Source organism: Myxococcus virescens, from assembly GCF_900101905.1.
Classification (GTDB): Bacteria; Myxococcota; Myxococcia; order Myxococcales; family Myxococcaceae; genus Myxococcus; species Myxococcus virescens.
Genome location: NZ_FNAJ01000001.1, coordinates 369,760 through 393,080 on the forward strand (window position 1 = coordinate 369,760; position 23,321 = coordinate 393,080).

The window sequence follows — 23,321 nt, forward strand, 5'->3', positions numbered from 1 at the left end:
ATCCATTCGAGAGCCCCCCCCGGCCAACCTGAAATCCCCCGTCAGACGGACGACGGAGCCCCGTCCAGCGCCGGGGCCTGCACGCACGACAAGCGGTGCACGAAGGGGCCTGGGAGGGATACCTTGAAGACAGCCATGAGCATTTCACCCACCCGCCGGCAGGCCGCGCTGGACGCCCTCAAGCTGGACGACGAGTCCCTCCTGAAGGCGTGTGAGGTGGACTACTTCATCGCCTCGGGCCCCGGGGGCCAGCACCGCAACACCACCGCCAGCGGCGTGCGCCTCACGCATGCCCCCACCGAGCTGTCCGTCAGCGCCACCGAGCGCCGCAGCCAGGCACAGAACAAGGGTGTGGCGCTGGAGCGCCTGCGCGAGGGACTCAAGGTCCTCACCTTCGTGCCCAAGGTGCGGCGGGCCACCAAGCCCACCGCCGGCTCCAAGCGGCGGCGCCTGGAGGGCAAGAAGCGTACCTCCGAAAAGAAGGCCCTGAGAAACAGCAAATCCGGCTGGTAACCCAGGGTCCATTCGGACTCCAGTCCCCCTGTCGCCGGACAGTCAGGGTGCGCCTAAAGTTTGCGGGCTCGCAGACGTTGCGAGGTCATTTGCTGCTCACAGGGACCTCCTCCTGGGAATTTGCCATGGAGTGTCGGGGACTTGGCTCACGAGGCGGGGAGGCACGAGGTGTGCAAAGACACCCGCGTGTCTCCATTGCCCCAGCCCCCAGGGGTCATTGTGCCCGCAGGACATTCCCCCATGCCCTTGCTCACGGTTTTTCCGACGCCTTCCCAGAAGTACCGTGCCCGCGCGCCCCGCTGGAAGCTGTGGGCGCCCCTGGCGCTGACGCTGGCCGCCTCCGCCGCGTGGGCCCAGGACGCCGCCACCGCCCCCTCCGCCGCCGCGCCCGAGCTGGACTACGCCGTCGAGGCGAAGAACGCGCAGCCGTCCGGCCTGGTGGTGAAGGTGGAGCCCCTTCATCAGACGCAGTTCATCGTGGAGAACGCCGAGCGCGTGAGGGTCCAGGCCTCCGCGGTGGTCGAGGCGTCGCTCGGTGAGCCGAATCAAATCATGGTCCAGGGGCTGAGCCTGGGCGTGTCCGAGGTGCTCGTGTGGCGCCAGGGCAGCAAGCAGCCCCTGAGCGTGCGCGTGGAGGTCGCCAAGTGAGCCGGCGCGACGCACGCGGAATGACGCTGCTGGAGGTCAGCATCGTCCTCGCCATCATCGCGGTGCTGGCCGCGCTGGCCTACGCGGGCTACGCGCAGCTCAGCGCGAGGGCGGGTCCGCAGAACGCGGCCGCCGACCTGTCCGGCGCGCTCGCCGAGGCCCGGGCCCGCGCCGTGGACCGTCAGGCCGACGTGTGGCTCATCATCTACCCGGACATCAATCCCGAGGGTCAGGCCGGCGCGGGCAATGGCGCCTGGTTCCTGCTGGAGGACCGCCTGCGCGACTTCGGGGCCCCCGCGGGCGCCGGCGGACAGCTGAGCTTCGACACCTTCTCGCCCCCGCTGGCCATCCAGCCTTCCGCGGACCAGGGCCGGTTGATGGACGCCATGTACCTGGACCGCTACTCGCAGCGCACCGTGCGCTTCGGCGCCAGCGGCAACCTGGAGTGGACCGGCATCTTCGAGGGACTGGCCGCCACGGACTGCAGCTTCTGCAGCGGCGCGCCGCGGCGGGGCGCCATCGTCTTTCGAAGTGACGGCTCCGCGCGCTTCGTGGACGGCGCGGGCCAGCCCGTCATCCCCGCCGGCAACGGCGCCGTGAATCGGGCCGCGTCGCTGGCCCTTCTCTCCACCGACGGGCAGCGCGAATACCTCTTCGCCGTCTCCGCGCCCGTTGGCTTCGTCGACATGAGGGTCAACAAGTGAGGCGCCTGAATCCCGCATCCCGCCGAGCCCACGTGCGCGGCGCCACGCTCATCGAAGGCATGGCGGCCGCCGCCATCCTCGCCATGGGCATCAGCGGCGTCTTCGGTGGGCTCATCTTCGCCAGCCAGCAGAACGCCGCCGCCAACCGCCTGTCGCAGGCCAGCGCCATCGCCTCGCAGGTGCGCTCCGGCCTCCAGCTCCAGGGGCGCGCGCGCCTCTTCGCGGACACCGGGCCGCTGTCCAGCGCGCGCTGCGCCGGCGCCGCGGAGACGCTCGAGCTGGCCGGCGGCCTCTCCACCCTGCCCGACGCCTGCGTCGTGGACCTGGACGCCTTCGAGGCCGCGGCCGGAGACGCGCTGCTCCGCGTGGTGCCCGGCTACTCGCCGGAGGAGCGCGAGCACTACCGCCGCGTCCTCGTCTGGACGCCGGCGCAGGCCATCGACTCGGTCGCGGTGGTGGTGTCCTTCCGCAGCGCCGGCCAGCGCCGCTACGTCAAGCAGTTCGTCGCGCTCTACAACCCGGCGGAGAACGGCGCGGGGGTGGAGCTGTGAACAACCCCAGGACGCACGCGCGCCGCGGCTTCACGCTCATCGAGTTGCTGGTCGGCATCACCGTCTCCTCGGTGGTGCTGCTGGCGGTGGCGGGGACCATCATCGCCGTCAACAACATCTTCCAGAACAACACCGTCTCCAAGACGGCCGTCGAAGGCAGCCGCGTCGGCACCGACTTCCTCAACCGCACGCTGCGCTACGCGGGCTACGGGCTGGACCCCGCCATCGCCTTCGACTTCGACACGCTAGGCCTGCCGGAGGCCCGCAAGGACAACTACACGGAGGAAGTGGCGGACTGGGGCCACTTCGTCACCGACGACCTGGCCTTCCGCTACCGCGACCCGATGTTCCTGCGCCGCGGCCAGCTCGCCGACATCGGGGCGGAGCCCTTCCAGTTGGAGCTGGGCGCCGCCACGACCTTCGGCCAGCCGCTGCGCCAGGGGCAGGCCATGCTCATCGCCTGTCCAGGCGGTCAGGACTACTTCCTCGGGCGGCTGGCGGCGGACGTTGCCGCGGATGGCACCAGCGCCACGCTGAACATCGCGCTCGCCGCGGGCCTTCCGGGCGATGTGCCCAAGTCCTGCATGACGGACACCGGCCGCATGCCCTTCGTCATGCTGGTGCATGAGAAGCGGCTGCGCGTGGAGGCGTACGGTGGGCGCCCGTACCTGGTGGTGAAGCACGGCTGGGCGGAGAACGCCGACTTCGACCCCATCGCCGTGGACGTGGAGTCCTTCCAGGTCAGCTACCAGATGAACCGGCCGCCCGCGAACTCCGCGTGCTGCGCCGGCCTGCCCGCGCCCGACGGCGCCGTGGGCAGCGGCATGGCCTGGGTGCTGGGTGACGAGGACGCCGTCGTGCTGCCCAAATACGACGACCAGGTTCCCGCGCCCACGTACAGCACGCCGTACGACGCGCCCCTCCGCTACAACATGAACCCGGCCAACATCCGTTCGGTGGGCGTGGGCCTCACGGTGCGCTCGGCGCGCCCGCTGCCCTCCGGCACGAAGAACCAGGGCCGCAGGCTCTTCAACGCGGACCCCGTGAATCCCGAGGACATGTTCTTCCGCACCACCGTGGAGACGTCCGTCCGCATTCCCAACATGACGTCCCGCGCCTTCTTCATCCCCGAGCTGCGCGCCGAAGGCGTCGCCGGTGACATCAAGAACGTCTGGGGAGGCTAACCATCATGACCCACTTCGCCTCACGCCGGGGCAGCGCCCTGGCCATCACCCTGATTGCCCTGACGGTGCTGCTGCTGCTCGTGGTGGGCGCCATCACCTTCACCGGACGCAACCAGTCCGCCGCCGTGGCCAAGACGCGCAGCGACCGCGTGGAGGCCTGCGCGGAGACGGCGCGGCGCTACCTGCTGTCGCGGCTGAAGGTCTTTGGCACCGGCGCCGTGCCCGTCACCAGCATCAGCCTGGAGCAGGTGCTGCAAGACGACCAGGTCGTCGCCGACAGCAGCGTCATGCGCACCGCCCACCTGGGTGACACCGCGTCGGCGCCCACCGCGGCGGTGCTCGCCTCGTCCTCGTTCAGCAGCGGCAAGGACCAGGTGAGCGACGCGGCCAACACCCTTCGAGAAGGCACGGCCGGCGGCAGCTACTACCGCGTGGTCGTCATGTGTGACGAACCCGGAGGCCGGCAGGCCGAGACCGAGTTCGTCTTCCGCTTCGGCATCTGACCCCTTCCGACTCCGCCCTTCCCCGAGCCCCCCATGAAGGCACTCTTCTCCACCCTGACAGCCCTGTCCGTGCTGCTGGCCGCCCCTGGCGCGCTCGCGCAGGACCCGGCGTCTTGCAGCCTGCAGTCCACCTCTCGCCTGGACGCGCTGCTCAACCCCGCGCGCGGCAGCGACGAGCGCTTCTTCACCAGCCCCAGCGGCCCGCCCAACATCCTGCTCATCCTGGATACGTCGGGCTCCATGGCGTACTGGCCCATCGCCTGGAGCAACAACGACTCCCACAGCTATACCAAAAACAGCTCCGGCGCCTTCCCCGGCTGCCGTCAGGCCAACATCGACGAGCTGAACTACGACGCCAACGTCGCGTACCCGCGGATGTGGCTGTCGCTGACCAACCAGGACTCGCCCTGGTTCGTGCCCACCAGCTACTACCGCTTCGATGGCAACGGCAGCACCTCGCAGTCCAGCTTCGGGATGACCCGCAACCCGGTGAAATTCAACGAGCCGCCGCCCAACACTGTCATCAGTGGCACCGCGGCAGAGGCGTGCGCCGAGGTGGTGGACTCCGGCAACAACACCACCCAGGCCGCCGCGCGCGCCGCGTGCGCGCAGTGCCTCGCGACGAAGGGCTACTTCCAATACACGCAGGAAAAGCGCGTGGCTTCCGGTAACTTCCTCAACTTCTATTCGCCGCGCGGCCACTCCGCCGTCAACGTCATCAGCCAGGTGCTCAAGGACTCGGAGCGCACGCGCTTCGGCGTGGTGACGTTCTCCGCGAGCAGCGAAGCCACCGGCACGGCGAAGTGGAGCGGCCAGGACGTGGTGCGCTTCGCGCACTTCGGTCCCAGCTGCGGCGACTCGCTCAGCAGCGCGAAGCGTGAAGAGCACCGCAACGACCTGCTCAGCAAGATGCGGAACGGGCTGCGCTTCAACACGGGCACGCCCCTGACACAGGCCATGTGGGGCGCCAGCACCTACTTCCGCTCCGCCGGCAGCGACCCGTTCCCCGACTGGTTCGGCAGCGACTACCTGCGCGACTCGGGCTTCAACGACGAGGCCGCGCCCGGACGAGCCGCCACCTGCTTCACCTGCGGCTTCAACGCCATGATTCTGCTCACGGACGGGGAGCCCAACGAGCCCGGCGGCGACTCCGCCCAGGTCCCGGCCCAGGTGCGCAACCTGGAAGTCCCCTGCTCCAACTGCGCCGCGGCCAGCCAGGGCAGCAACAGCGGCGGCTCCAGCAGCCACATCCACCGCATCGCCAAGTGGATGTGGACGCACGACCTGCGGCCGGAGCTGTCAGGATCGCAGGCGGTGGCCACCTACACCGTGGGCTTCGCGCTGACGAACACGCAGGCCATCAACCTGCTGCGCGTCACCGCGGACGCGGGCGGCGGTCGCTTCTACGCGGCCACCAACTCCAGCCAGCTGAAGACGGCGCTCCAGGCCATCGTCGACGACGTGCAGAACCGGAACATCGCGTTCGCCGCCGCGGCCATCTCCTCGTTCCAGACGGGCAGCTCCACGCTCAGCGCGCTGATGCCGCGCATGTCGCCCGCCTCCGGTGACAGCGCCTGGCGCGGCGACTTGTGGCGCTTCAACCAGTTCAACGAGTTCGTGGAAGGTGTCGACAAGAACGGCGACGGCGACATGGACGACATCTTCGTCGTGGACCGGGACGGGGACATCGTCGTCGAGGACACATCCGGCAACTTCGTCAAGGACGGAGGCAGCACCCCGGCCAACCAGTTCTGGGAGGCGCGCCGCGCGCTGCTGGCCCGGGCACTGAGCAGCCGGAAGATCTACACGGTGACGGACAGCAACCAGGACGGGCGCATCACCGCCGCGGACAACACGGCGACGCCCATCGAGTTCACCGTGGAGAACCGCGAGGTGCTGAAGAGCTACTTCGGCATCCTCGGCACCCCCGTCTGCCCGAAGGTGCTGTCGCTCAGCCCCCTGGACATCGACCCGGGCACGTTGATGACGGGCCTCCGGCTGACGCCCCAGCAGGCCGCCGCGGCCATGAGCGTCGCGGTGCCCGGCTTCGGCAACCTGACGCAGGCGCAGACCTGGTTGAACGACATCTGCGTGCGCACGCTCATCCAATACGTGCGCGGCCAGGACCTGGCGGACGAGGACGGCAACGGCAACCGCACCGAGGTGCGCCGCTCCGTGCTGGGCGACATCTTCCACTCCGCGCCAGTGCTGGTGGACCCGCCCATGGACAAGTTCCTGTGCAACCTGGGCATGAGCAACCAGTGCACGCGCACCCTCTACAGCCAGCAACTGGGCGTGTCGCCCACACCGCTCGCCACGGAGAGCATCAGCCGCTGCGGCAACACCGTGGAGGTGGACGCGTATGACGCGTACCTGCACCGCTACCGTCGCCGCGACAAGCTGGTGCTGGTGGGCGCCAACGACGGCATGCTGCACGCCTTCCGCGACAGCACCGCGAGCAACGACAACTGCGAGGGCGGCCTGCCCATGATTGAGTACTCGCCCAGCAACGGCGAGGAGGAGTGGGCCTTCATCCCGCCCGACCTGCTGTCGCGCCTGCACGAGATGGCGGCCGGCCACCAGTACTACGTGGACGGCGACATCATGGTGCGCGACGTGTGGGCGGACGGCTCGGACGGCTCGCAGCCGGACGGCATCAAGCAGTCCACCGAGTACCACACGATGGCGGTGATTTCGGAGGGACGCGGCGGCGTGCACTACCTGGCGCTGGAGCTGCGCGCGGACTCGGGCACCGGCCGCTTCGGCGCGCCGCGGATGCAGTGGATGTACCCGCAGCCGGACTCCCCGGAGGCCGCCCTCTTCGGCAAGACGCTCTTCTCGCTCAGCCCCAAGCCGCCGCCCATTGGCCCCGTGCTGGTGGAGGCGGGCACCGCGGCCGGTCCCGTGTCCCGCTACAACGTGGAGACCCAGGAGCGGTGGATGGTGGCCCTGTCGGGCGGCTGGTCCCCCGGCCAGGAGAAGGGCCGCGGCATCTACATGGTGGACGCGTGGTCCCCCGAGGTGAATGGCCGCACCGACAACCTGTGGTGGAAGTTCGAATACGACCCGAACGCCACCGGCGAGCAGCACGGGCCCGCGCGGCACCTCACGCACAGCGTGGCGGCGCCCGTGGCGCTGGTGGACTACGGCGTGGCGGGCAACGTGCAGCAGGACGGCTTCTTCGACACGGCCGTCTTCGGTGACATGCGCGGCCAGCTGTGGGTGGCGCGCATGTCCGTGCCCGGCGCGCTGGACCCGAGCACCCGGCTCATCCGCAACTGGAGCGCCGCGCGCGCCTTCCAGATGGACCGGGACGCCGTGGGGCCGTCGGGCGGCCAGGGCGACAGCCTCACGCGCACGTGGCCCTTCTATTACGTGCCCTCCATTGGCATCCAGCCGGGCACGGGCGCCATGCGCGCGCTCGTCGGCACGGGTGACCGCTACGCGCTGCTGGATGACCAGGCCGGCATCTGCCGCTTCGACAACCCGCAGGCCTGCGCGCGCTACGGGTGCGGCAACGTGGAGGTGGACTACCGCGTGGACCGCATCGGCGAGAACATCACCCAGTCGCGGCACCAGTGGACGCAGCGGGGACTGGCACAGTCCACGCTGACGCGTGGGACGGCCTCGCAGCCCGCCTGTGGCGACCCGGGCCAGACGGTGGTGTCAGCCCGGTTCACCCGGCACGAGGCCCGCTCCTGCCCGGGAGCCCCCCAGGACTACACCTCCATGAGCCCCGCGCGCGTGGAGTGCGGCAAGGACGCCGAGGGCCACTTCCGCTGCCTCGACGTGAGCAACGTGGCGCCCAACTTCGCGGACCTGGAGCTGACCCGCACCGTCAACGCCATTGGGAAGAATCGCTTCTACGGCGTTCGAGTGTACGGCGTGGCCGGGCAGACGTTCGCCGAGGATGCCACCGCTGTTTCCGCGGAGGGCCCCATGACGGCGAGCCAGTTCGACGCGGAACGCCTGAGCGACCGCACCAGCGACAACGACACCAGCGGTGACCTGGTGGACGTGACGAACATCACCTGCGACGCGTCCGGGGCCTGCTCCGCGACGGGCGCCACGCCGGAGAGCCCGGGGTGGATGTTGGAGTACACGGACAACCACACCCACAAGACGGCGGGCGGCGCGGCCACGGTGGCCAGCTGCACGCTGTGGAACGTCATCTACCCGTCGCAGGACGGCGAGGTGTGCAGCAGCACCGCCGCCCGGGCCCGCTTCTACCAGGCGGACTTCCTCAGCGGCCTGCCCAACTGCGCCGCGTCCTTCGAGAACGCGCGCTACCAGGAGCGCGCGGTGCTGTCACCGCCGCCCGAGCCCGCCACCGCGGTGATGATTTCGCCCACCGGCAGCGTGAAATACAGCGCCGTCATGCAGGAGCCCGGACAGCGCCAGGCCACCTCGGTGGACGTGTCGGAGAACAGCGAGGTGCTCCAGAACGTGTACGAGCTGCCCCTCACCCAGGAACAGCACGCCTGCCGCCACGAGAACGCGGCCAGCTGCCAGCCGTGACGGCGTGAAGGCCCGCCCTCCCCGCTCGCCTGGGGAGGGCGTCTGGCGTTAGAAGACGGGCATGCCTGCACTCGAAGACGCCATCGCGCTCGCGGTGGCCGCGCATCACGGCCAGCGAGACAAGGCCGGCCAGACGTACATCCTCCACCCGCTGCGGGTGATGATGCGGCTGGACACGGATGAAGAGCGCACCGTGGCCATCCTCCACGACGTGGTGGAGGACACGCCCTACACGCTCGAGCGCCTGCGTGAGCTGGGCTACCCGGAAAACATCCTGGGCGCGCTGGACGCGCTCACCCGCCGCCAGGACGAGACGTACGAGGCCTTCATCGAGCGGCTGCGCCCGCTGGCGCTCGCCCGCCGCGTGAAGCTGGCGGACCTGGAAGACAACATGGACGTGCGGCGGCTGGCCGCGGTGACGCCCAAGGACGCCGAGCGTCTGGCCCGCTACCGCGCTGCCTGGGCCCGCCTGCGCGAGCCCTAGAAGACACGACGGCCCGGAGCGCCACGGGGGCGACTCCGGGCCGTAGTGCTACCAGCGCCCGCCGAGGAAAGCAGGGCGCCGGTTCCTTCCTCTCCGCGCTAGCCCTTGGCCAGCTGGCGGAGCACGTACTGCAAGATGCCGCCGTGGCGGTAGTAGTCGAGCTCGTTCGGCGTGTCGATGCGGCACACCACCGTGAACTCCTTGGTGCCACTCTCACCCGTGGCCTTCACGGTGAGCTTCTTCTGCGGCGCCAGGTCCTGCGCCACGCCGGTGATGTCGAACTTCTCGTGGCCGGTGAGGCCCAGCGACTGCGCGTCCTGGCCCGCCTCGAACTGGAGCGGCAGCACGCCCATGCCCACCAGGTTGGAGCGGTGGATGCGCTCGAAGCTCTTGGCGATGACGGCCTTCACGCCCAGCAGCATGGTGCCCTTGGCCGCCCAGTCACGGCTGGAGCCCGTGCCGTACTCCGCGCCCGCCAGCACCACCAGCGGCGTGCCCTCCGCCTGGTACTTCATGGACGCGTCGTAGATGCTCATCCGCTCGCGCGTGGGGATGTGGACGGTGACGCCGCCCTCCACGCCCGGGACCAGCAGGTTCTTCAGGCGGATGTTGGCGAAGGTGCCGCGCACCATCACCTCGTGGTTGCCGCGGCGCGCGCCGTAGGAGTTGAAGTCCTTGGGCTCCACGCCGTTGGCCATGAGGTACTTGGCCGCCGGGCTCGTCTTGGCGATGTTGCCCGCGGGGGAGATGTGGTCCGTGGTGACGGAGTCACCCAGCAGCGCCATCACGTGCGCGCCATGGATGTCCTGCGTCGCCTTGGGCTCCTTCGGCAGGTTGTCGAAGAAGGGCGGCTTGCGCACGTAGGTGGACGTGTCGTCCCACTGGAACGTGGAGCCCTTGCCCACCGGCAGCTGCTGCCAGAGCGCGTCGCCCTCCATGGCGTTGGCGTACTGGCTGCGGAACTGCTCAGGCTTCACGGAGGTGCGGATGACCTCCTGAATCTCCTCGTTGGTGGGCCAGATGTCCTTGAGGAACACGGGACGCCCGTTGGGGTCGGTGCCCAGCGGCTCGTTGTCCAGGTCCATGCCCACTTCGCCCGCCAGCGCGTAGGCCACCACCAGCGGCGGGCTGGCCAGGTAGTTCATGCGCACGTGCGGGTTGATGCGGCCTTCGAAGTTGCGGTTGCCGGACAGCACCGCGGCCACCACGAGGTCACCCTCGGTGACGGCGTTGGCCACGGGCTCCGTCAGCGGACCGGAGTTGCCGATGCACGTCGTGCAGCCGTAACCCACGATGTGGAAGCCCACGGCCTCCAGGTACGGCAGCAGGCCGGCGTCGCGCAGGTACTCGCTGACGACGCGGCTGCCCGGGGCCAGGGACGTCTTCACCCACGGCTTCGGGTTGAGGCCGCGCTCCACGGCCTTCTTGGCCAGGATGCCCGCGCCCACCAGCACCGCCGGGTTGGAGGTGTTGGTGCAGGACGTAATCGACGCAATCACCACCGCGCCGTGGCCCATCTGGTAGCTCTGGCGGCCGTTCTTCACCGTGACAGTCTGAGCCAGACGCTCGGGAGGCACCGCAGCGGCGGCGGCCTTGCCCTTGCCACCCTCCTCGTCCTCGCCCTTGCTCTTGCCGGCCGACAGCATCTCCACCAGCGACTTCTCGTAGCCGGACTTCATGTCCTTGAGGGGCACGCGGTCCTGCGGGCGCTTGGGGCCGGCGAGGCTGGGCACCACGGTGGACAGGTCCAGCTCCAGCGTGTCGCTGAAGATGGGGTCCTCGGCGTCGTCACGCCGCCACAGGCCCTGCTCCTTGGCGTAGGCCTCGGTGAGGGCCACCAGGTCGTCCGGACGGCCCGTGAAGCGCAGGTAGTTGAGGCTCTCCTCGTCCACCGGGAAGAAGCCGATGGTGGCGCCGTACTCGGGCGCCATGTTCGCGATGGTGGCGCGGTCCGGCAGGGACAGGTTCTTCAGGCCGCTGCCGTAGAACTCCACGAACTTGCCCACCACGCCCTTCTTGCGAAGCATCTGCGTGACGGTGAGCACCAGGTCCGTGGCGGTGGCGCCCGCGGGCAGCTTGCCGGAGAGCTTGAAGCCCACCACCTGCGGAATCAGCATCGTAATCGGCTGGCCCAGCAGCGCGGCCTCGGCCTCGATGCCACCCACGCCCCAGCCCACCACGCCCAGGCCGTTGATCATCGTGGTGTGGCTGTCGGTGCCCACCAGCGTGTCCGGGTACACGGTGCTGCCCTGGCGGAACGTCACGTGCGCCAGGAACTCCAGGTTGACCTGGTGGCAGATGCCGATGTCCGGCGGAACCACGCCAAAGCCCTTGAACGCGCTCTGGCCCCAGCGGAGGAACGCGTACCGCTCACGGTTGCGCTCGAACTCCAGCTCGGCGTTCTCCTTGAACGCGGCGGACGTCGCGAAGGAGTCAATCTGCACCGAGTGGTCGATGACCAGGTCGGCCGGGTTGCGCGGGTTGATCTTGTCCGGGTTGCCGCCCATGGAGGCCAGCGCCTCACGCATGGCCGCCAGGTCCACCACCGCGGGCACGCCCGTGAAGTCCTGGAGCAGCACGCGGGCGGGGTGGAAGGAGATTTCCACGTCCGGGGTGGCCTTGGGGTCCCACGCCAGCATCTTTTCCACGTGCTCGCGCTTCACCACACGACCGTCCTCGTGGCGCAGCAGGTTCTCCAGCAGGACCTTCAGCGAGAACGGCAGGCGGTTCACCGCCGGGTGGGATTTCGCCAGCTTGCCCAGGCTGAAGAGGTCATAGGTGGCAGAGCCCACCTTGAGCTGGGACTTCGTGCCGAAACTGTCGGTCATGTGTGTTGCCGTCCTTCCTTGCGCGGGATGCGGGAACTTCTAGGCCCCCCGTTGACGCGTTGCAAAGGGTTCCTGCGAGCGCATTGAGGGCCGGACGCTTCGAGCCGCGGATGTGCAGCCCCGCTCATCGGAACCATGCGGCCCGCTGAGGGGCGGACAGGTGTGGCTCAAATGATTTTGCGAAGCAGAGACAGGGCCCGCTCCAGCAGCTTCTGCCACAGGGGCCGGCGGCGGAACTCCGCCAGCGTCACCTCGCGGCAGTCCCCGCAGTCGCCGCGGAAGGAGTCCTCCAGTTGCTGTCCCAAGCGAGGGTCGGCGAAGACAGCGTTCACCTCATGATTGAAGGCCAGGCTGAGGCGCTCCAGGTTGAAAGAACCGATGGTGCCCCACACCCCATCCACCACGGCCGTCTTGGCGTGCAGCACGCCGCGCTGCCACTCGAAGATGCGGACGCCCGCGCTCAGCAGCCGCTCGTAGAAGGCCCGGGCCATGAACTCCAGGATGGGGTGGTCACTGCGAGCGTTGAGCAGCAGATGGACCTCCACCCCGCGCCGGGCCGCCTCGCGCAGCGCCATCACCATGCGCCGATCCGGAATGAAATAGGCGGCGGCCACCAGCACGCTGCGCCGGGCCCGGCGGATGGCGTGCAGGTAGGCCCGGTGGATGCTTCGCCGACTGGACAACACCGCCAGCCCCACCGTGCCGGGCCGGGGCGGTGGGTTGCGCAGGCGCTCCAGCCGCCGGGTCAGCCGGTGGAAGCGGCCCTGGAACATCATCCGCCACGTGGCGGAGAAACACCGCTCCAGTTCGTGGACGGCCGGCCCTTCGATGCGCAGCACGTCATCCCGCCACGCCGCGCCAATCTCCGCGGGCGCCCAGTGGGCGGAGATGTTCACCCCCCCGGTGAAGGCCACCTCACCGTCCACCACCAGGATTTTGCGGTGGTCCCTCCGCAGCAGGTGCCGCAGCCCGCGTGACAGGCTGAAGGGCTTGAAGGCGCGAATGTCCACACCGCGCGCACGCAGCCCGGCGAAGAAGCTCCGGCGGCTCGTCCAGGAGCCCACCGCGTCGTACAACACCTTCACGTGTACGCCGCGCTCGGCCGCCTCCGCCAGCGCCTCGCCGAACAGTTCGCCGACGGCGTCGGAGACGAACATGTACGTCTCCATGCGGACATAACGGCGCGCCCCGCGGATGGCCTCCAGCATCGCCGGGTAGGCCTCCACGCCGTCGCGCAGCAGCTGGCATGCGTTGCCCTGCACCACCCCGTGGCGGCGCGGCAGGTAGTAGCGCGACAGGAGCAGCCCGGAGACGTTGGGGCTCCACACCGGCCCATGCTCCGGCACGGGCCCTGGGGGCGTGGGCGCACGCCGCGGCGCGCCCGTGTCCACGTCCCCCGACTGCTCGGTCAACGCCTCCTGGTCACGCATGGCCTCCCAACGGTGCGGATGCCCGCGCGACCCGGCAACCCGAGCCGCATCGCAGCCTGTCTTCCAGTGCCAGCCGGTGTCCGGAAGCCGACGGGACAACCCCGCGACTTCACGGACACCGGAAAGCCGTGACGCGGCCTAGAGGCCGTACTCCGCGCGCTTGGCGTCCGCGCGGGTGGCGCACGGCTGGTCGAACTCCGGGAAGTACTCCTTCACGTGGTCCAGGGTGGCGGAGGCGCTCTTGTAGTTGCCCTGGTTGTAGTAGCCCTCCACCTCCAGCAGCAGCTTGGAGCAGGTGCGGTCCAGTTCCTGCTGCGCCGCCTTCATGCGCTCCTGGGCGTCGTAGTAGAGGTCGGGCTTCGGCTCCGGGTGGGCCTCCAGCATCAGCCACGACACGCGGAAGGACTTCCAGGCCTCGTAGCGGTTGCGAGCGCCGATGTCCGGCGTCTGGAAGTGCTTCAAGCCCCGCTTGTGGTACTCGGTGGCCTCGCGCACCAGCTCCTCCGGCAGCAGGTCCGGCAGCAGCGCGCGCTCCACCCAGATGTTCCAGATGACCCACGGGTCTTCACCCGGCGGATTCTTCACGTTGTCGAAGATGATGCGGTTGGGCTCGCCCTTCTTCAGGTGCTGGGCCGGAATCATCAGTTCGATGGAGCGGTCCTGGCTGGCCAGCGTGTCGGGCGGTACCTTGCCCACGTCCACGCCGTTGACGCTCACCACGACCTCGTCCTTGGAGATGCCCTGGGCCTGGTAGTGGAGGATGACCACCGCGCGCGTGGCGGCGGTGTACTCCCACTCGAAGACCTTCATGTCCGGGCGCTCCCACGTCACGCCCGGCCCCAGGCCAAACGAGTCGCGGATGGGCTGGCCGGTCAACATCGAGGGCTCCTCGCCCACCGGTTGACCGTCGTCGCCGCTCAGCACCAGCCAGTAGAGGACGCCGAACAGCGCGAGCACCATGGCCACGCCGCCACCGATGATGCCGGTGCGCACGCCCTGGCTGGCATCCGCCCAGAAGAGCTTCGCGCTGGACACCACGCCGGGGGACTCACGCCGGATGCGCGCGCGCTCCGCCGCGGACAGGCCACCGCCGCCCGACGCGGACGGCGCCGGACGGGCCCGGGCCGGCGGAGGCGAACTGGACGGCCGCTTCGCGGGCGGCGCCGCTGGCGCCGAGCGCTCCATGGCCGCCGGCCGTGAGCCGCTCTGCCCCTGGGACACGGGGCGCAGGGCCTGCAGGTTGGAGCGGGTGGCGCCCTCGCGGATTTCGTTCAGCGCTTCCTGGTCGGCACCTTCCGGGGCCAACGCGACGCCCTTGTTGCGCTGCCGCTTCAGGGAATCCAGGGAAACGATGCGCGTGCTGCCATCGCCGTCCTGAGCGCCGGCGGGAAGCTCTTCTTCGCCCGTGGCCGGCTCGTCCGTCAGCATGGCGAAGATGAACGTCACCGGCCCCAGGGTCAGCTTGTCGCCGTCCTCAAGCACCTGCGTCTTCACCGGACTGCCGTTGACGAGCGACCCGTTGGCGCTGCCCTGGTCCTCGACGGCGTAGACATCACCGTCGAGGAAGATGCGGCAGTGGCGCCGGGACACACCCGGGTCGAACAGCGCGACGTCGCAATCCGTCGAACGGCCGATGAGAACGGAGTCCTGGTCGAAGACGAACTCCTTACCGGCTTCTCTACCCTCGGAGATCGTCAGCTGGAAAGGCATGGGGGGTTACAATCCTACAGAGGCCCGCGCCGCTCGGGCAACGGCCGCGCGCGCGGAGGCCGGTTCCATGACCTGCGCCTCGCCACCGAAGGACAGGACCCACTGGGTGAGCCAGCGTTCGCTGTCCCCCGCCACCAGCACCTCCACGCTCCCGTCGGAAAGCGGGCGGGCGTCCTGGCCGAAGCGCTCCTTCACATAGGGTGCGGCCACGGGGGAGAAGCGCACGCGCACCGAGGAGTCCGTCAGCCCCCGCGCCGGGTTGGGCACGTCCGCCCGGGCGTCCGCGGGCGGCTGGAAGGACACGTCCGTGACGAGGATGTCCTCCATCCGGTCCAGGCGGAACAGGCGCGCGTCCTGCCGGGTGTGGCAATAGCCCTGCAGATACCACTGCCCCCGGTGGCTGAGCAGCTCGTACGGGCGCACGGTGCGCGGCTCTGGCGACCGGCCGGGGCTGGCATAGCCGAACGTCACCTCCAGGCGCTCGATGATGGCCCGGGTGAGCGGCCCCAGGGCCTGGGGTGCCTCGGTGGACGCATCAATCTTCCGGTACATCTCCCGGTAGCGCTCGCGGGTGGCGGGCGGCAGCACGCGCTCCAGCTTCTGGAGGGCGCTCTGCAACGCGTCCCCCGTGGCCGGCCGCAGCAGCTCCGCCGACGCGGCCAGCGCCGCGGCCTCGCCCGGCGTCAACCGGGGCGGCGCGAACAGGCGCTGGTCCAGGTCCACGTAGACGCGGTCGTTGTCCACGTAGATGTCGATGTAGTCGTCCGGGTTGAAGGGCGGCCGGCCCACGCAGGTGAGCAGGTCCAGCTCCTCCAGCAGGTCCTCGCGGCTGATGTTGAGGGCGCGCGCCAGCGCGTCCACCGTGACGCCGGGGTGCTTGGAGACGTAGGGAACCAGGAACAGCAGGCGGCGGAGCCGCTCGTGGACGTTGCTCATGCGCTCACCTTGTCCAGCGAATCGTCGTGGCACGACACGATGCGCGAGGCCATCTCCCGCAGACGCGCCTGCGCCCGCTCCGGGCCCTCCACGCGGCAGTCCGGCCCCAGCGCCAGGCAGAAGCGCATCAGGCCGTCCACGAACGTGACCGGCAGCCGCGCCCGCACCGCCCCCTCCTCCGCTGGCTCCAGCGTGGCGCCGGGCAACAGGCCCGCGGCCCGCGAGGCGAGCGTGCCCGACAGGTGGAGCGCCACCTCCACCTGCTCATGGAAGCGGTGCTGCCACGGGAAGTACGCCACGTGGGCCTCCAGCGAGAAGTCCGCCGGCACCTGGAAGTCCGGTGTGCGCGGGCGCGCCGTGTTCACCTTGAGTTCGCGAATCCGGTGGACGTGGAAGGTCCGCAAGTCCTTGCGCAGGTGGCAGTACCCCACCAGCGTCCAGGCGCCGCGGCGCAGCGCCAGGCCATACGGGTCCACCCGCCGCTGCGTGGTGCCCGCCTGCTTGGGGCTGGCATACGTCAGGTCCACCCACTTGCGGGCCGCGCACGCATCCCAGAGCTGCTCCAGGCGCACGGAGATTTCCTTCTCCTGGCCCTCGTGCACGGAGCCCAGCTCCATGCGCACCCGGGGTGTGGGGAGGGATTGACCGGCGAAGAAGCCGATCTTCCGCAGCGCGTGCGCCAGGTCATCCCGGCCCGGGAAGGCCCCCGACGCCAGCGCCGCGGAGCCGGCGGCGTAGAGCACGGCCAGCTCCTCCTTGGAGAGGTCCGCCTCCGGGAGGTAGTAGGCGTCCCGGTCGACGATGTAGCCGTCGCGGCGCTCGTCGTCTCCCTGCACGTACGTCAGCGGAAAGCCCAGCTCCACCAGCTCCGCCTTGTCGCGCTCGAACTTGCGCTCGGCGGCATCATCGGAGCCGCCGTAGTCACCAGGGAAGTGCTCGCGCAGCTCGGCCCAGGAGATGGGCTCGCGTGCGTCGAGCAGAAGGGCCACGAGGTCGAGGATGCGTTCAGTGCGGTCCATTGGAGAGGGCGGCGACGATGCCGGGCGGACCCGAGAGGGTCAAGAAGTGGACGTGTGGGTGGGAAACAGGTGAGAGGGCCGCTCGCGTCCGGCGAGATAGCCGGACACGCCTGAACAAACAAGCAGGTAATCACCTGTACGCATGGTTGTACTCATTGCGGCTGGCAAGGACTTGGGCGGGGGGCTCGCACTGCGGGCATGATCTGGGTTATTGCTGCTCCATTCCGTGGAAGTGGAAGCGACGTGGACGGGCCTGCCTGTCCGGATGCCGCACGGCCGAAGCGGCGAGCGGAGCCTCCGAAGGGACTCACGATGAGCGGCATCACCCTCGTCCGTAATGTGGTGGCCGGGTTGGCGATGTTCGTGGGCTTCACGAGCATGGCCGCGCCTGCGCCCGTGCGCGCGGAGCCCCTCTACTTCGCCGTCGAGGTCCGTCGTGACGGGCGGCTGGTGGCCCAGCCCAAGCTGTTGGGCGAGACGGGCCGCACCCTTCGCGCCGAGCGCCGCCGTCCGGGAGCGCCCCTGCCGGACTACCGGCTGGTCCTCACGCCCAAGGCCGAAGGCCAGTCCTTCCTCCTCCAGCTCGACCTGCTCCTGCCCGAGGCGAAGGGCCACTCCGAGCTCGCGCTGCTCCACGGCCAGGAGCGCAAGCTCCAGCTTGGCCGCGTCCCCGGAGAGCTCGAGGTCTCCCTGCTGCTGATGAAGGTGGACTCGCCGGAGTTCCGCGCGCTCATGCAACTGGGCGAAAGCGGCGGCAAGTCGGTGTCCACCTCGTCCATCTGACCAGCGCCCTGCCCGGCTACAGCACGGCCAGGTCGTCGCGGTGCACGGCCTCGTCGAGGTAGCGGTAGCCCAGCACCGCTTCGATGTCCGCCGTGCGATGTCCGGCGATGCGTCGCAGCTCGTTGGCGTCGTAGGCCGCCAGCCCCCGCGCGAACACGGCCCCCGCCGCGTCCACCAGGTCCACCGGGTCTCCGCGCCCGAAGTCACCCTCCACGCCGCGCACGCCGCTAGGCAGCAGGCTGCGCTTGCCGGTGACAATGGCCTCGCGCGCGCCGGCATCCACCGTGAGCGTCCCACGTGCGCGCAGGGCATGGGCAATCCACGCGGCGCGGGCACTGCGGCGGCTGCCGGTGGGCTCGAAGTGGGTCCCCACGTCCGCGCCTTCCAGGACGGCGCGCAGGCGGCCGGGCACGGCGCCGGACGTAATCACGCAGTGGATGCCGGAATCGGACGCGCGCGCGGCCGCCCGCACCTTGGTGCTCATGCCGCCCGTCCCCACCCCGCTGCTCGTGCCGGTGGCGAGCGCCAAGACCTCGGGCGTCACCTGCATCACCGTGGCCAGCAGCTCCGCGCCCGCGTCGCGCCGGGGGTCTCCGGTGTAGAGGCCCTCCACATCCGACAGCAGGACGAGCGCGTCGGCATCCACCACGCCGGCCACCAGCCCCGCCAGCGTGTCGTTGTCACCGAACTTGAGCTCGTCCACGGAGACGGTGTCGTTCTCGTTGATGACGGGGACGACGCCCGCCGTCAGCAACCGCTCCAGGGTGTGCTTCACGTTGAGGTAGCGGCGGCGCTCCTGCACGTCCTCGTGGGTGAGCAGCACCTGGGCCACCGCCTTCCCATGCGCGGCGAAGGCCTCTTCGTAGGCCTGCATCAGCCGGCTCTGCCCCACCGCCGCGCACGCCTGCTTACCTGGGATGTCGCGAGGGCGCGAGGGCAGGCCCAGCCGCTCGACCCCCAGGGCAATGGCTCCGCTGGACACCACCAGCAGCTCGCGGCCCTGCGCGGCCCACAACAAATCCTGGCCCAGCGCATCGAAGTGCTGACGGTTGAAACGTCCGGTGGCGTTCGTCAGCGCGTTGGTGCCGATTTTCACCACCACCCGCCGGGCGGAGCGGAGGGCGGTGCGTCCCGTGGAAATCGAACTCACGGGGCGTCAGCGTAGGTCAGAAATGGAAGACGCGCGCGTCCGGCGTGTTTTCCCCACAGCGGCAGTCATAAAGTCGTACGAAAAAGGTGGGGGCCCCAATGCCTCCGCCAGGAGAGCACGGTTTGAAGGAAATCTACGGCAACACCCTGGGCCTCAAGTCGAGCGAACAGCACCGGTTGCGCAACACCTTCCGCCGGCGCGTCCCACCGCACGAAATCGTGTCGCCCGAGCTTGCCCGGCATCTCACCGAGCTGTCGCGTGAGCTGAACCGGCAGGTGGGTGTGCTCGTCAACCGGAAGGGAGAAATCGAGCACGTCATCGTGGGCAACGCCCACAAGCTCGAGCTGCCGGACATCGGCCGCGCCCGCGCGGGCCAGGTACGTCTGCGTGGCCTCCGCCTGATCCACACCCACTTGAAGAGCGAGCCGCTCACCAAGGACGACCTCACGGACCTCGCGCTGCTGCGCCTGGACTGCGTGGCGGCCGTTGGCGTGGGCCACGAGGGCCTGCCCGGCGTCCTGCACTACGCCTACCTCATCCCGGAGAACGGCTCCGGCGACTTCTGGCACGTCGAGACGCTGCCCTCCGTCCACGTGGCGCAGCCGGACCTCATGGACACGCTGGGCGCGCTGGAGGAGGAGTTCAACCGCAAGGCGGCGTCGCGCAAGGTGGGCGGCCGGGAGAAGGCCATCCTCGTGGCGGTGTGCCTGGACGGCAACCGCGCCCTGGCCGAGTCCAGCCTGGCGGAGCTGAAGGAGCTGGCGCGCACCGCGGGCGTGGAGGTCATCGACTCCGTGCTCCAGGTGAAGCGCGAGGCGGACCCGCGCTACCTCATCGGCCGCGGCAAGCTGGAGGATCTCAACCTGCGCTCCATGCAGTCCATGGTGGACCTGCTCATCTTCGACAAGGACCTCACCCCGTCCCAGGGCCGCCACATCGGCGAGGCCACCAGTCTCAAGGTGCTGGACCGCTCACAGCTCATCCTCGACATCTTCGCGCAGCGCGCGCAGAGCGCCGAGGGCAAGCTCCAGGTGGAGCTGGCACAGCTGAAGTACCGGCTGCCGCGGCTGGTGCAGAGCGACGATTCGCTCAGCCGGCTCATGGGCGGCATTGGCGGACGTGGCCCAGGCGAGACGAAGCTGGAGATCGACCGCCGCCGCGTGCGCGAGCGAATCACCCACCTGGAGAAGCGCATCGACGCGATTGGCCGGGAGCGCAGCGTGCGCCGCGCCCAGCGCAACCGGCGCGAGCTGCCCGTCATCTCCATTGTCGGCTACACCAACGCCGGCAAGTCCACGCTCCTCAACGCGATTACGAACGCCGAGGTGCTGGCGGAGAACAAGCTGTTCGCCACGCTGGACCCCACCAGCCGGAGGCTGCGCTTCCCGCAGGAGCGGGAGGTCATCATCACCGACACGGTGGGCTTCATCCGGGACCTGCCCAAGGACCTGGTCGCCGCCTTCCGCGCCACGCTGGAGGAGCTGTACGACGCCAGCCTGCTGCTCCACGTCGTGGACGCGGCGGACCCCGCCCGCGACGAGCAGGTGGAGGCGGTGGAGAACATCCTCGAGTCGCTCGACTTGATGGAGAAGCCGCGCCTCATGGTGTGGAACAAGGCGGACCTGCTTCCGCCGGACGAAGTGGCGGCGCTGCTGCGCACCCGGGGCGGCGTGGCCATCAGCGCCGCGACGCGCGAGGGCCTGGCGACGCTGCTGGCCAAGGCGGACACCACGCTGTTCGCCGAAGGCGCCACCGAGGCCATCGGCGCCGTCTGAGGCCGCGGTTGCCGCGCAGGCACGGCTCCCCGTAGAGTCGGGGAGCCGTGTCGACTCCATCGCTCACACCCCTGCTGCTGGCCCAGGCTGACTACGCGAAGCCTGTGTCCTCCCTGTCTCCGAAGTACTTCGAGCTGCTGGAGCAGAACAGCCACATCATCTACCCCGTCCTGGCGATCCTGACGTTGGTCATCATCGCCGCGGGCGTCCTCCAGGCGTGGCGCACGCAGGACCTGGACGGCCTCCAGAAGAACGAGTTCAAGCGCGCCATCGTCAACGAGCTGCGCCGCAACATCAGCGGCATGCCCGGTGACTTGCTGGCGAAGTCCGTGGGGCTGGACCGGCTCAAGACGAACCGCCTGCTGGAGCAGATGCAGCAGGAGGGCCTGGTGGTGAGCCACACCAACTCCCAGCGGCTCACCGTGTGGCGCGTCCGCGGCGCCACGCCGGACGCCGCGCCGCGCCGCTACTGAAGGCCGCTCAGACGCCCGCCAGCTCCGACTTCGGCTGGCGCGTCATCAGGTCCACCACCGCCGTGCGCGCGCTCTTGCCCTCGTGGGCAATCAGGTACACCTGATGGCAGATGGGCAGCTCCACGCCCGTCTTGAGCTCCAGTTCGTGCGCGCTGCGGGCCGTCTTCACGCCTTCGGCCACTTCCTTCATGTCCGCGAGGATGTCCGGCAGCTTGCGGCCCTTGCCCAGCTCCATCCCCACGTGCCGGTTGCGGCTCAGCTCGCCGGTGCACGTCAGCACCAGGTCGCCCATGCCGGACAGACCGGAGAGCGTCAGCGGGTTGGCGCCCTTGCGCACCGCCAGGCGCGTAATCTCCGCCAGACCGCGGGTGATGATGGCCGCGCGCGCGTTGTGGCCCATGCCCAGGCCGTCCGCCATGCCGGCGGCAATCGCGATGACGTTCTTCAGCGCGCCGCCGTACTGCACGCCCACCACGTCCGTGGAGGTGTAGCTGCGGAACGTCTCCGTCTGGAGCGCCTTCTGGCAGCGCAGCGCCACCTTGTCCCAGTGGGAGGCGATGGTCACCACCGTGGGCATGCGCCGCGCCAGCTCCTTGGCGAAGCTGGGGCCGGACAGCACCGCGAGGTACGGGTGGAACTCCTCCGGCAGGCAGTCCTCCAGCAGCTCCGTCATCGTCAGCAGCGTCCCGTTCTCGATGCCCTTCGACACCGTGACGATGGGGACATGGCGCGGCAGGTACGCCTGGGCCTTCGCCACCACCTCGCGCGTGGCGTGGCTGGGCGTGGCCAGCACCACCAACTCCGAACCCGCGAGCGCCTCCTGGAGGTCATTCGTGGCGCGCACGCGCTCCGAGATGGGGATGCCCTTCAGGTAGGTGGGGTTCTCGTGCTGCGTGTTGATGGCCTCCACGACGGAGGGCTCACGACCCCACAGACGAACCTCCTCGCAATTGACCGCGAGCACGTTCGCCAGGGCGGTACCGAAGGAGCCGGAGCCGATGACACTGCCACGCATGAAAGACCTCGCTAGAAACCAGTCACGACGCCAAAGGTGATGACGGGCATGAAGTCCGTCTCGTCAGGCCGGGTCCGGATGTCCCCGCCAATCGTCAGAGCGTAGGACGTTTTCTCACTCACGGGGATTTCCGCGCCCACCCGCACCGGAAAGGCGCCGGACAGCTCGACGTCAGGGGGCAGGCCGCCCAGCGGCACCCCTTGAATGGGTTCGGTGTCCAGCGCCATCAGGTAGCGGACGTCCAGAAACAGTCGCGGCGAGCGGGCGCCCGGGAACTGGAGGTTGCCGACGATGCCGGGCAGCACGTTCCAGTTGCGGCGCCCGCTGTAGTAGCGCGCGCCCCGGTCCTCCACGCTCGCGGGCCGCAGGAAGAAGGCGTGGCTGCCCTCCACCGCCACGCCCACGCTCCACCGGGGCCCGCCGTCGAGCACCATCCACCGCGCGCCCACGCGCAACTCGTTCATCAACCCGTAGGCGCTGTCCACGCCGGCCAACACGTCCACGCGGCGATGGACGCCCACGGCGACTCGCGCGGACACGATGGGAAAGCCCAGGGCCAGGCCCACGGCCATGCCCCCTGCCCCCACCGTCTGGGCGCCGAGCAGGCTCACGCGGTTGGGGACGGGCGGCGGCCTGACGGGGGCCGGCGGCGTCCGGGGCGCGGGGATGGCAACCTCGTCGACGGGCACCAGCGGCGGAACCTCGGGCAGCTGGGGCAGCGTGGCCGCCGCCTCCGCCTCGGGGACAGCGGTGGCGCCCGGGAAGGACTCCCAGGCCGCGTCGTCCGGAGCTTCGTTGTGAGCAGGCGCGGGGACCTGGCCGGGTTCCGCCCAGGAGGTGTCCGGCGCCGGGTTGCGCGGAGGCGCCCCAGGAGACTCCGCTGGCGCAGAAGCCGCCGCGGGCGCGGTTCCCGAGGACACACGTGCCGGTGCCCCGCCCCCAGACGCAGGCGGTCCTGGCAGGGACGGCGCGGAGGCTTTCGACGAGCCCGCCGATGGGACTCCCGCCTTCGAAGCCTCGGCGCCCGCCCCCCTCGACTGCGACGGCATGACAGCCGCGGGAGCGCCCTCCGCCGGACGAGCCTGGACGTCTCCCAC

19 protein-coding genes are annotated in these 23,321 nt (G+C 69.8%); 11 read left to right on the forward strand and 8 right to left on the reverse strand.

Annotated features, from left to right (window positions below):
• Nucleotides 1–135: 135 nt before the first annotated feature.
• The 8 genes from BLU09_RS01500 (at nt 136) to BLU09_RS01535 (ending at nt 9,105) form a co-directional block, all read left to right on the forward strand.
• A complete protein-coding gene (locus BLU09_RS01500; protein WP_090484601.1) occupies nt 136–513 on the forward strand; it encodes a peptide chain release factor family protein in 378 nt (125 codons plus the stop codon).
• A gap of 240 nt (nt 514–753) precedes the next feature.
• On the forward strand, nt 754–1,161 hold the full coding sequence (locus tag BLU09_RS01505) for a pilus assembly protein N-terminal domain-containing protein (RefSeq protein ID WP_090484603.1): 408 nt from the start codon (nt 754–756) through the stop codon (nt 1,159–1,161).
• Nucleotides 1,158–1,865: a prepilin-type N-terminal cleavage/methylation domain-containing protein gene (locus BLU09_RS01510; protein ID WP_090484605.1), complete on the forward strand. Its 708-nt coding sequence runs from the start codon at nt 1,158–1,160 to the stop codon at nt 1,863–1,865. The genes BLU09_RS01505 and BLU09_RS01510 overlap by 4 nt, the downstream gene beginning before the upstream one ends.
• Nucleotides 1,862–2,416, forward strand: a complete 555-nt coding sequence (locus BLU09_RS01515) for a type IV pilus modification PilV family protein (RefSeq protein ID WP_090484607.1) — start codon at nt 1,862–1,864, stop codon at nt 2,414–2,416. The genes BLU09_RS01510 and BLU09_RS01515 overlap by 4 nt, the downstream gene beginning before the upstream one ends.
• On the forward strand, nt 2,413–3,600 hold the full coding sequence (locus tag BLU09_RS01520) for a PilW family protein (RefSeq protein WP_090484609.1): 1,188 nt from the start codon (nt 2,413–2,415) through the stop codon (nt 3,598–3,600). Before BLU09_RS01515 ends, BLU09_RS01520 begins: the two co-directional genes overlap by 4 nt.
• A gap of 5 nt (nt 3,601–3,605) precedes the next feature.
• On the forward strand, nt 3,606–4,103 hold the full coding sequence (locus BLU09_RS01525; RefSeq protein WP_011551483.1) for a hypothetical protein: 498 nt from the start codon (nt 3,606–3,608) through the stop codon (nt 4,101–4,103).
• Nucleotides 4,104–4,136: 33 nt separating this feature from the next.
• The gene (locus BLU09_RS01530; RefSeq protein WP_090484611.1) at nt 4,137–8,621 is read left to right on the forward strand and encodes a pilus assembly protein; all 4,485 of its coding nucleotides are present in this window, start codon (nt 4,137–4,139) and stop codon (nt 8,619–8,621) included.
• A 61-nt stretch (nt 8,622–8,682) separates the two neighbouring features.
• On the forward strand, nt 8,683–9,105 hold the full coding sequence (locus BLU09_RS01535; protein WP_090484613.1) for an HD domain-containing protein: 423 nt from the start codon (nt 8,683–8,685) through the stop codon (nt 9,103–9,105).
• A gap of 98 nt (nt 9,106–9,203) precedes the next feature.
• Here the strand turns inward: BLU09_RS01535 and acnA are convergent, their stop codons facing one another.
• The 5 genes from acnA to BLU09_RS01560 all read right to left on the reverse strand — a co-directional run bounded on the left by acnA (nt 9,204) and on the right by BLU09_RS01560 (nt 17,028).
• Nucleotides 9,204–11,933: an aconitate hydratase AcnA gene (acnA, locus tag BLU09_RS01540; RefSeq protein WP_090484615.1), complete on the reverse strand. Its 2,730-nt coding sequence runs from the start codon at nt 11,931–11,933 to the stop codon at nt 9,204–9,206.
• A gap of 167 nt (nt 11,934–12,100) precedes the next feature.
• Nucleotides 12,101–13,363, reverse strand: coding sequence for a phospholipase D-like domain-containing protein (locus BLU09_RS01545; protein ID WP_244171343.1), 1,263 nt, complete (start codon nt 13,361–13,363; stop codon nt 12,101–12,103).
• A gap of 138 nt (nt 13,364–13,501) precedes the next feature.
• The gene (locus BLU09_RS01550; protein ID WP_090484620.1) at nt 13,502–15,073 is read right to left on the reverse strand and encodes an FHA domain-containing protein; all 1,572 of its coding nucleotides are present in this window, start codon (nt 15,071–15,073) and stop codon (nt 13,502–13,504) included.
• 6 nt (nt 15,074–15,079) lie between these two features.
• Nucleotides 15,080–16,009 (reverse strand): helix-turn-helix transcriptional regulator, encoded by a 930-nt coding sequence (locus tag BLU09_RS01555; protein ID WP_090484621.1) that lies wholly within the window; start codon nt 16,007–16,009, stop codon nt 15,080–15,082.
• Nucleotides 16,006–17,028, reverse strand: coding sequence for a helix-turn-helix transcriptional regulator (locus BLU09_RS01560; protein WP_090484623.1), 1,023 nt, complete (start codon nt 17,026–17,028; stop codon nt 16,006–16,008). Before BLU09_RS01560 ends, BLU09_RS01555 begins: the two co-directional genes overlap by 4 nt.
• Before the next feature lie 198 nt (nt 17,029–17,226).
• Between BLU09_RS01560 and BLU09_RS01565 the strand changes: the two genes are divergently transcribed.
• Complete coding sequence (locus BLU09_RS01565; protein ID WP_090484625.1) at nt 17,227–17,811, forward strand: hypothetical protein; 585 nt, start codon at nt 17,227–17,229, stop codon at nt 17,809–17,811.
• 16 nt (nt 17,812–17,827) lie between these two features.
• Here BLU09_RS01565 and proB read toward each other — a convergent pair whose 3' ends face one another.
• Nucleotides 17,828–18,961, reverse strand: a complete 1,134-nt coding sequence (gene proB, locus BLU09_RS01570; RefSeq protein WP_090484628.1) for a glutamate 5-kinase — start codon at nt 18,959–18,961, stop codon at nt 17,828–17,830.
• 122 nt (nt 18,962–19,083) lie between these two features.
• Here proB and hflX point away from each other — a divergent pair, with 122 nt between their 5' ends.
• Nucleotides 19,084–20,736 (forward strand): GTPase HflX, encoded by a 1,653-nt coding sequence (hflX, locus tag BLU09_RS01575; RefSeq protein ID WP_186817805.1) that lies wholly within the window; start codon nt 19,084–19,086, stop codon nt 20,734–20,736.
• A gap of 47 nt (nt 20,737–20,783) precedes the next feature.
• Entirely contained in the window at nt 20,784–21,209 is a 426-nt protein-coding gene (locus BLU09_RS01580; protein WP_011551472.1) for a hypothetical protein, read from the forward strand.
• Between the two features lie 7 nt (nt 21,210–21,216).
• On the opposite strand, the gene BLU09_RS01585 is transcribed toward BLU09_RS01580, so the two are convergent.
• Together BLU09_RS01585 and BLU09_RS01590 are read right to left on the reverse strand one after the other, a co-directional pair.
• On the reverse strand, nt 21,217–22,224 hold the full coding sequence (locus BLU09_RS01585) for an NAD(P)H-dependent glycerol-3-phosphate dehydrogenase (RefSeq protein WP_090484632.1): 1,008 nt from the start codon (nt 22,222–22,224) through the stop codon (nt 21,217–21,219).
• An 11-nt stretch (nt 22,225–22,235) separates the two neighbouring features.
• Nucleotides 22,236–23,144, reverse strand: coding sequence for a hypothetical protein (locus BLU09_RS01590; protein ID WP_090484634.1), 909 nt, complete (start codon nt 23,142–23,144; stop codon nt 22,236–22,238).
• Between the last annotated feature and the right edge of the window lie 177 nt (nt 23,145–23,321).

Coding starts and splice junctions, on each gene's coding strand:
- BLU09_RS01500 (WP_090484601.1), top strand. CDS start 136: ATGAGCATTTCACCCACCCGCCGGCAGGCCGCGCTGGACGCCCTCAAG.
- acnA (WP_090484615.1), bottom strand. CDS start 11,933: ATGACCGACAGTTTCGGCACGAAGTCCCAGCTCAAGGTGGGCTCTGCC.
- BLU09_RS01530 (WP_090484611.1), top strand. CDS start 4,137: ATGAAGGCACTCTTCTCCACCCTGACAGCCCTGTCCGTGCTGCTGGCC.
- BLU09_RS01565 (WP_090484625.1), top strand. CDS start 17,227: ATGATCTGGGTTATTGCTGCTCCATTCCGTGGAAGTGGAAGCGACGTG.
- BLU09_RS01545 (WP_244171343.1), bottom strand. CDS start 13,363: ATGCGTGACCAGGAGGCGTTGACCGAGCAGTCGGGGGACGTGGACACG.
- BLU09_RS01560 (WP_090484623.1), bottom strand. CDS start 17,028: ATGGACCGCACTGAACGCATCCTCGACCTCGTGGCCCTTCTGCTCGAC.
- BLU09_RS01585 (WP_090484632.1), bottom strand. CDS start 22,224: ATGCGTGGCAGTGTCATCGGCTCCGGCTCCTTCGGTACCGCCCTGGCG.
- BLU09_RS01555 (WP_090484621.1), bottom strand. CDS start 16,009: ATGAGCAACGTCCACGAGCGGCTCCGCCGCCTGCTGTTCCTGGTTCCC.
- BLU09_RS01550 (WP_090484620.1), bottom strand. CDS start 15,073: ATGCCTTTCCAGCTGACGATCTCCGAGGGTAGAGAAGCCGGTAAGGAG.
- BLU09_RS01535 (WP_090484613.1), top strand. CDS start 8,683: ATGCCTGCACTCGAAGACGCCATCGCGCTCGCGGTGGCCGCGCATCAC.
- BLU09_RS01505 (WP_090484603.1), top strand. CDS start 754: ATGCCCTTGCTCACGGTTTTTCCGACGCCTTCCCAGAAGTACCGTGCC.
- BLU09_RS01525 (WP_011551483.1), top strand. CDS start 3,606: ATGACCCACTTCGCCTCACGCCGGGGCAGCGCCCTGGCCATCACCCTG.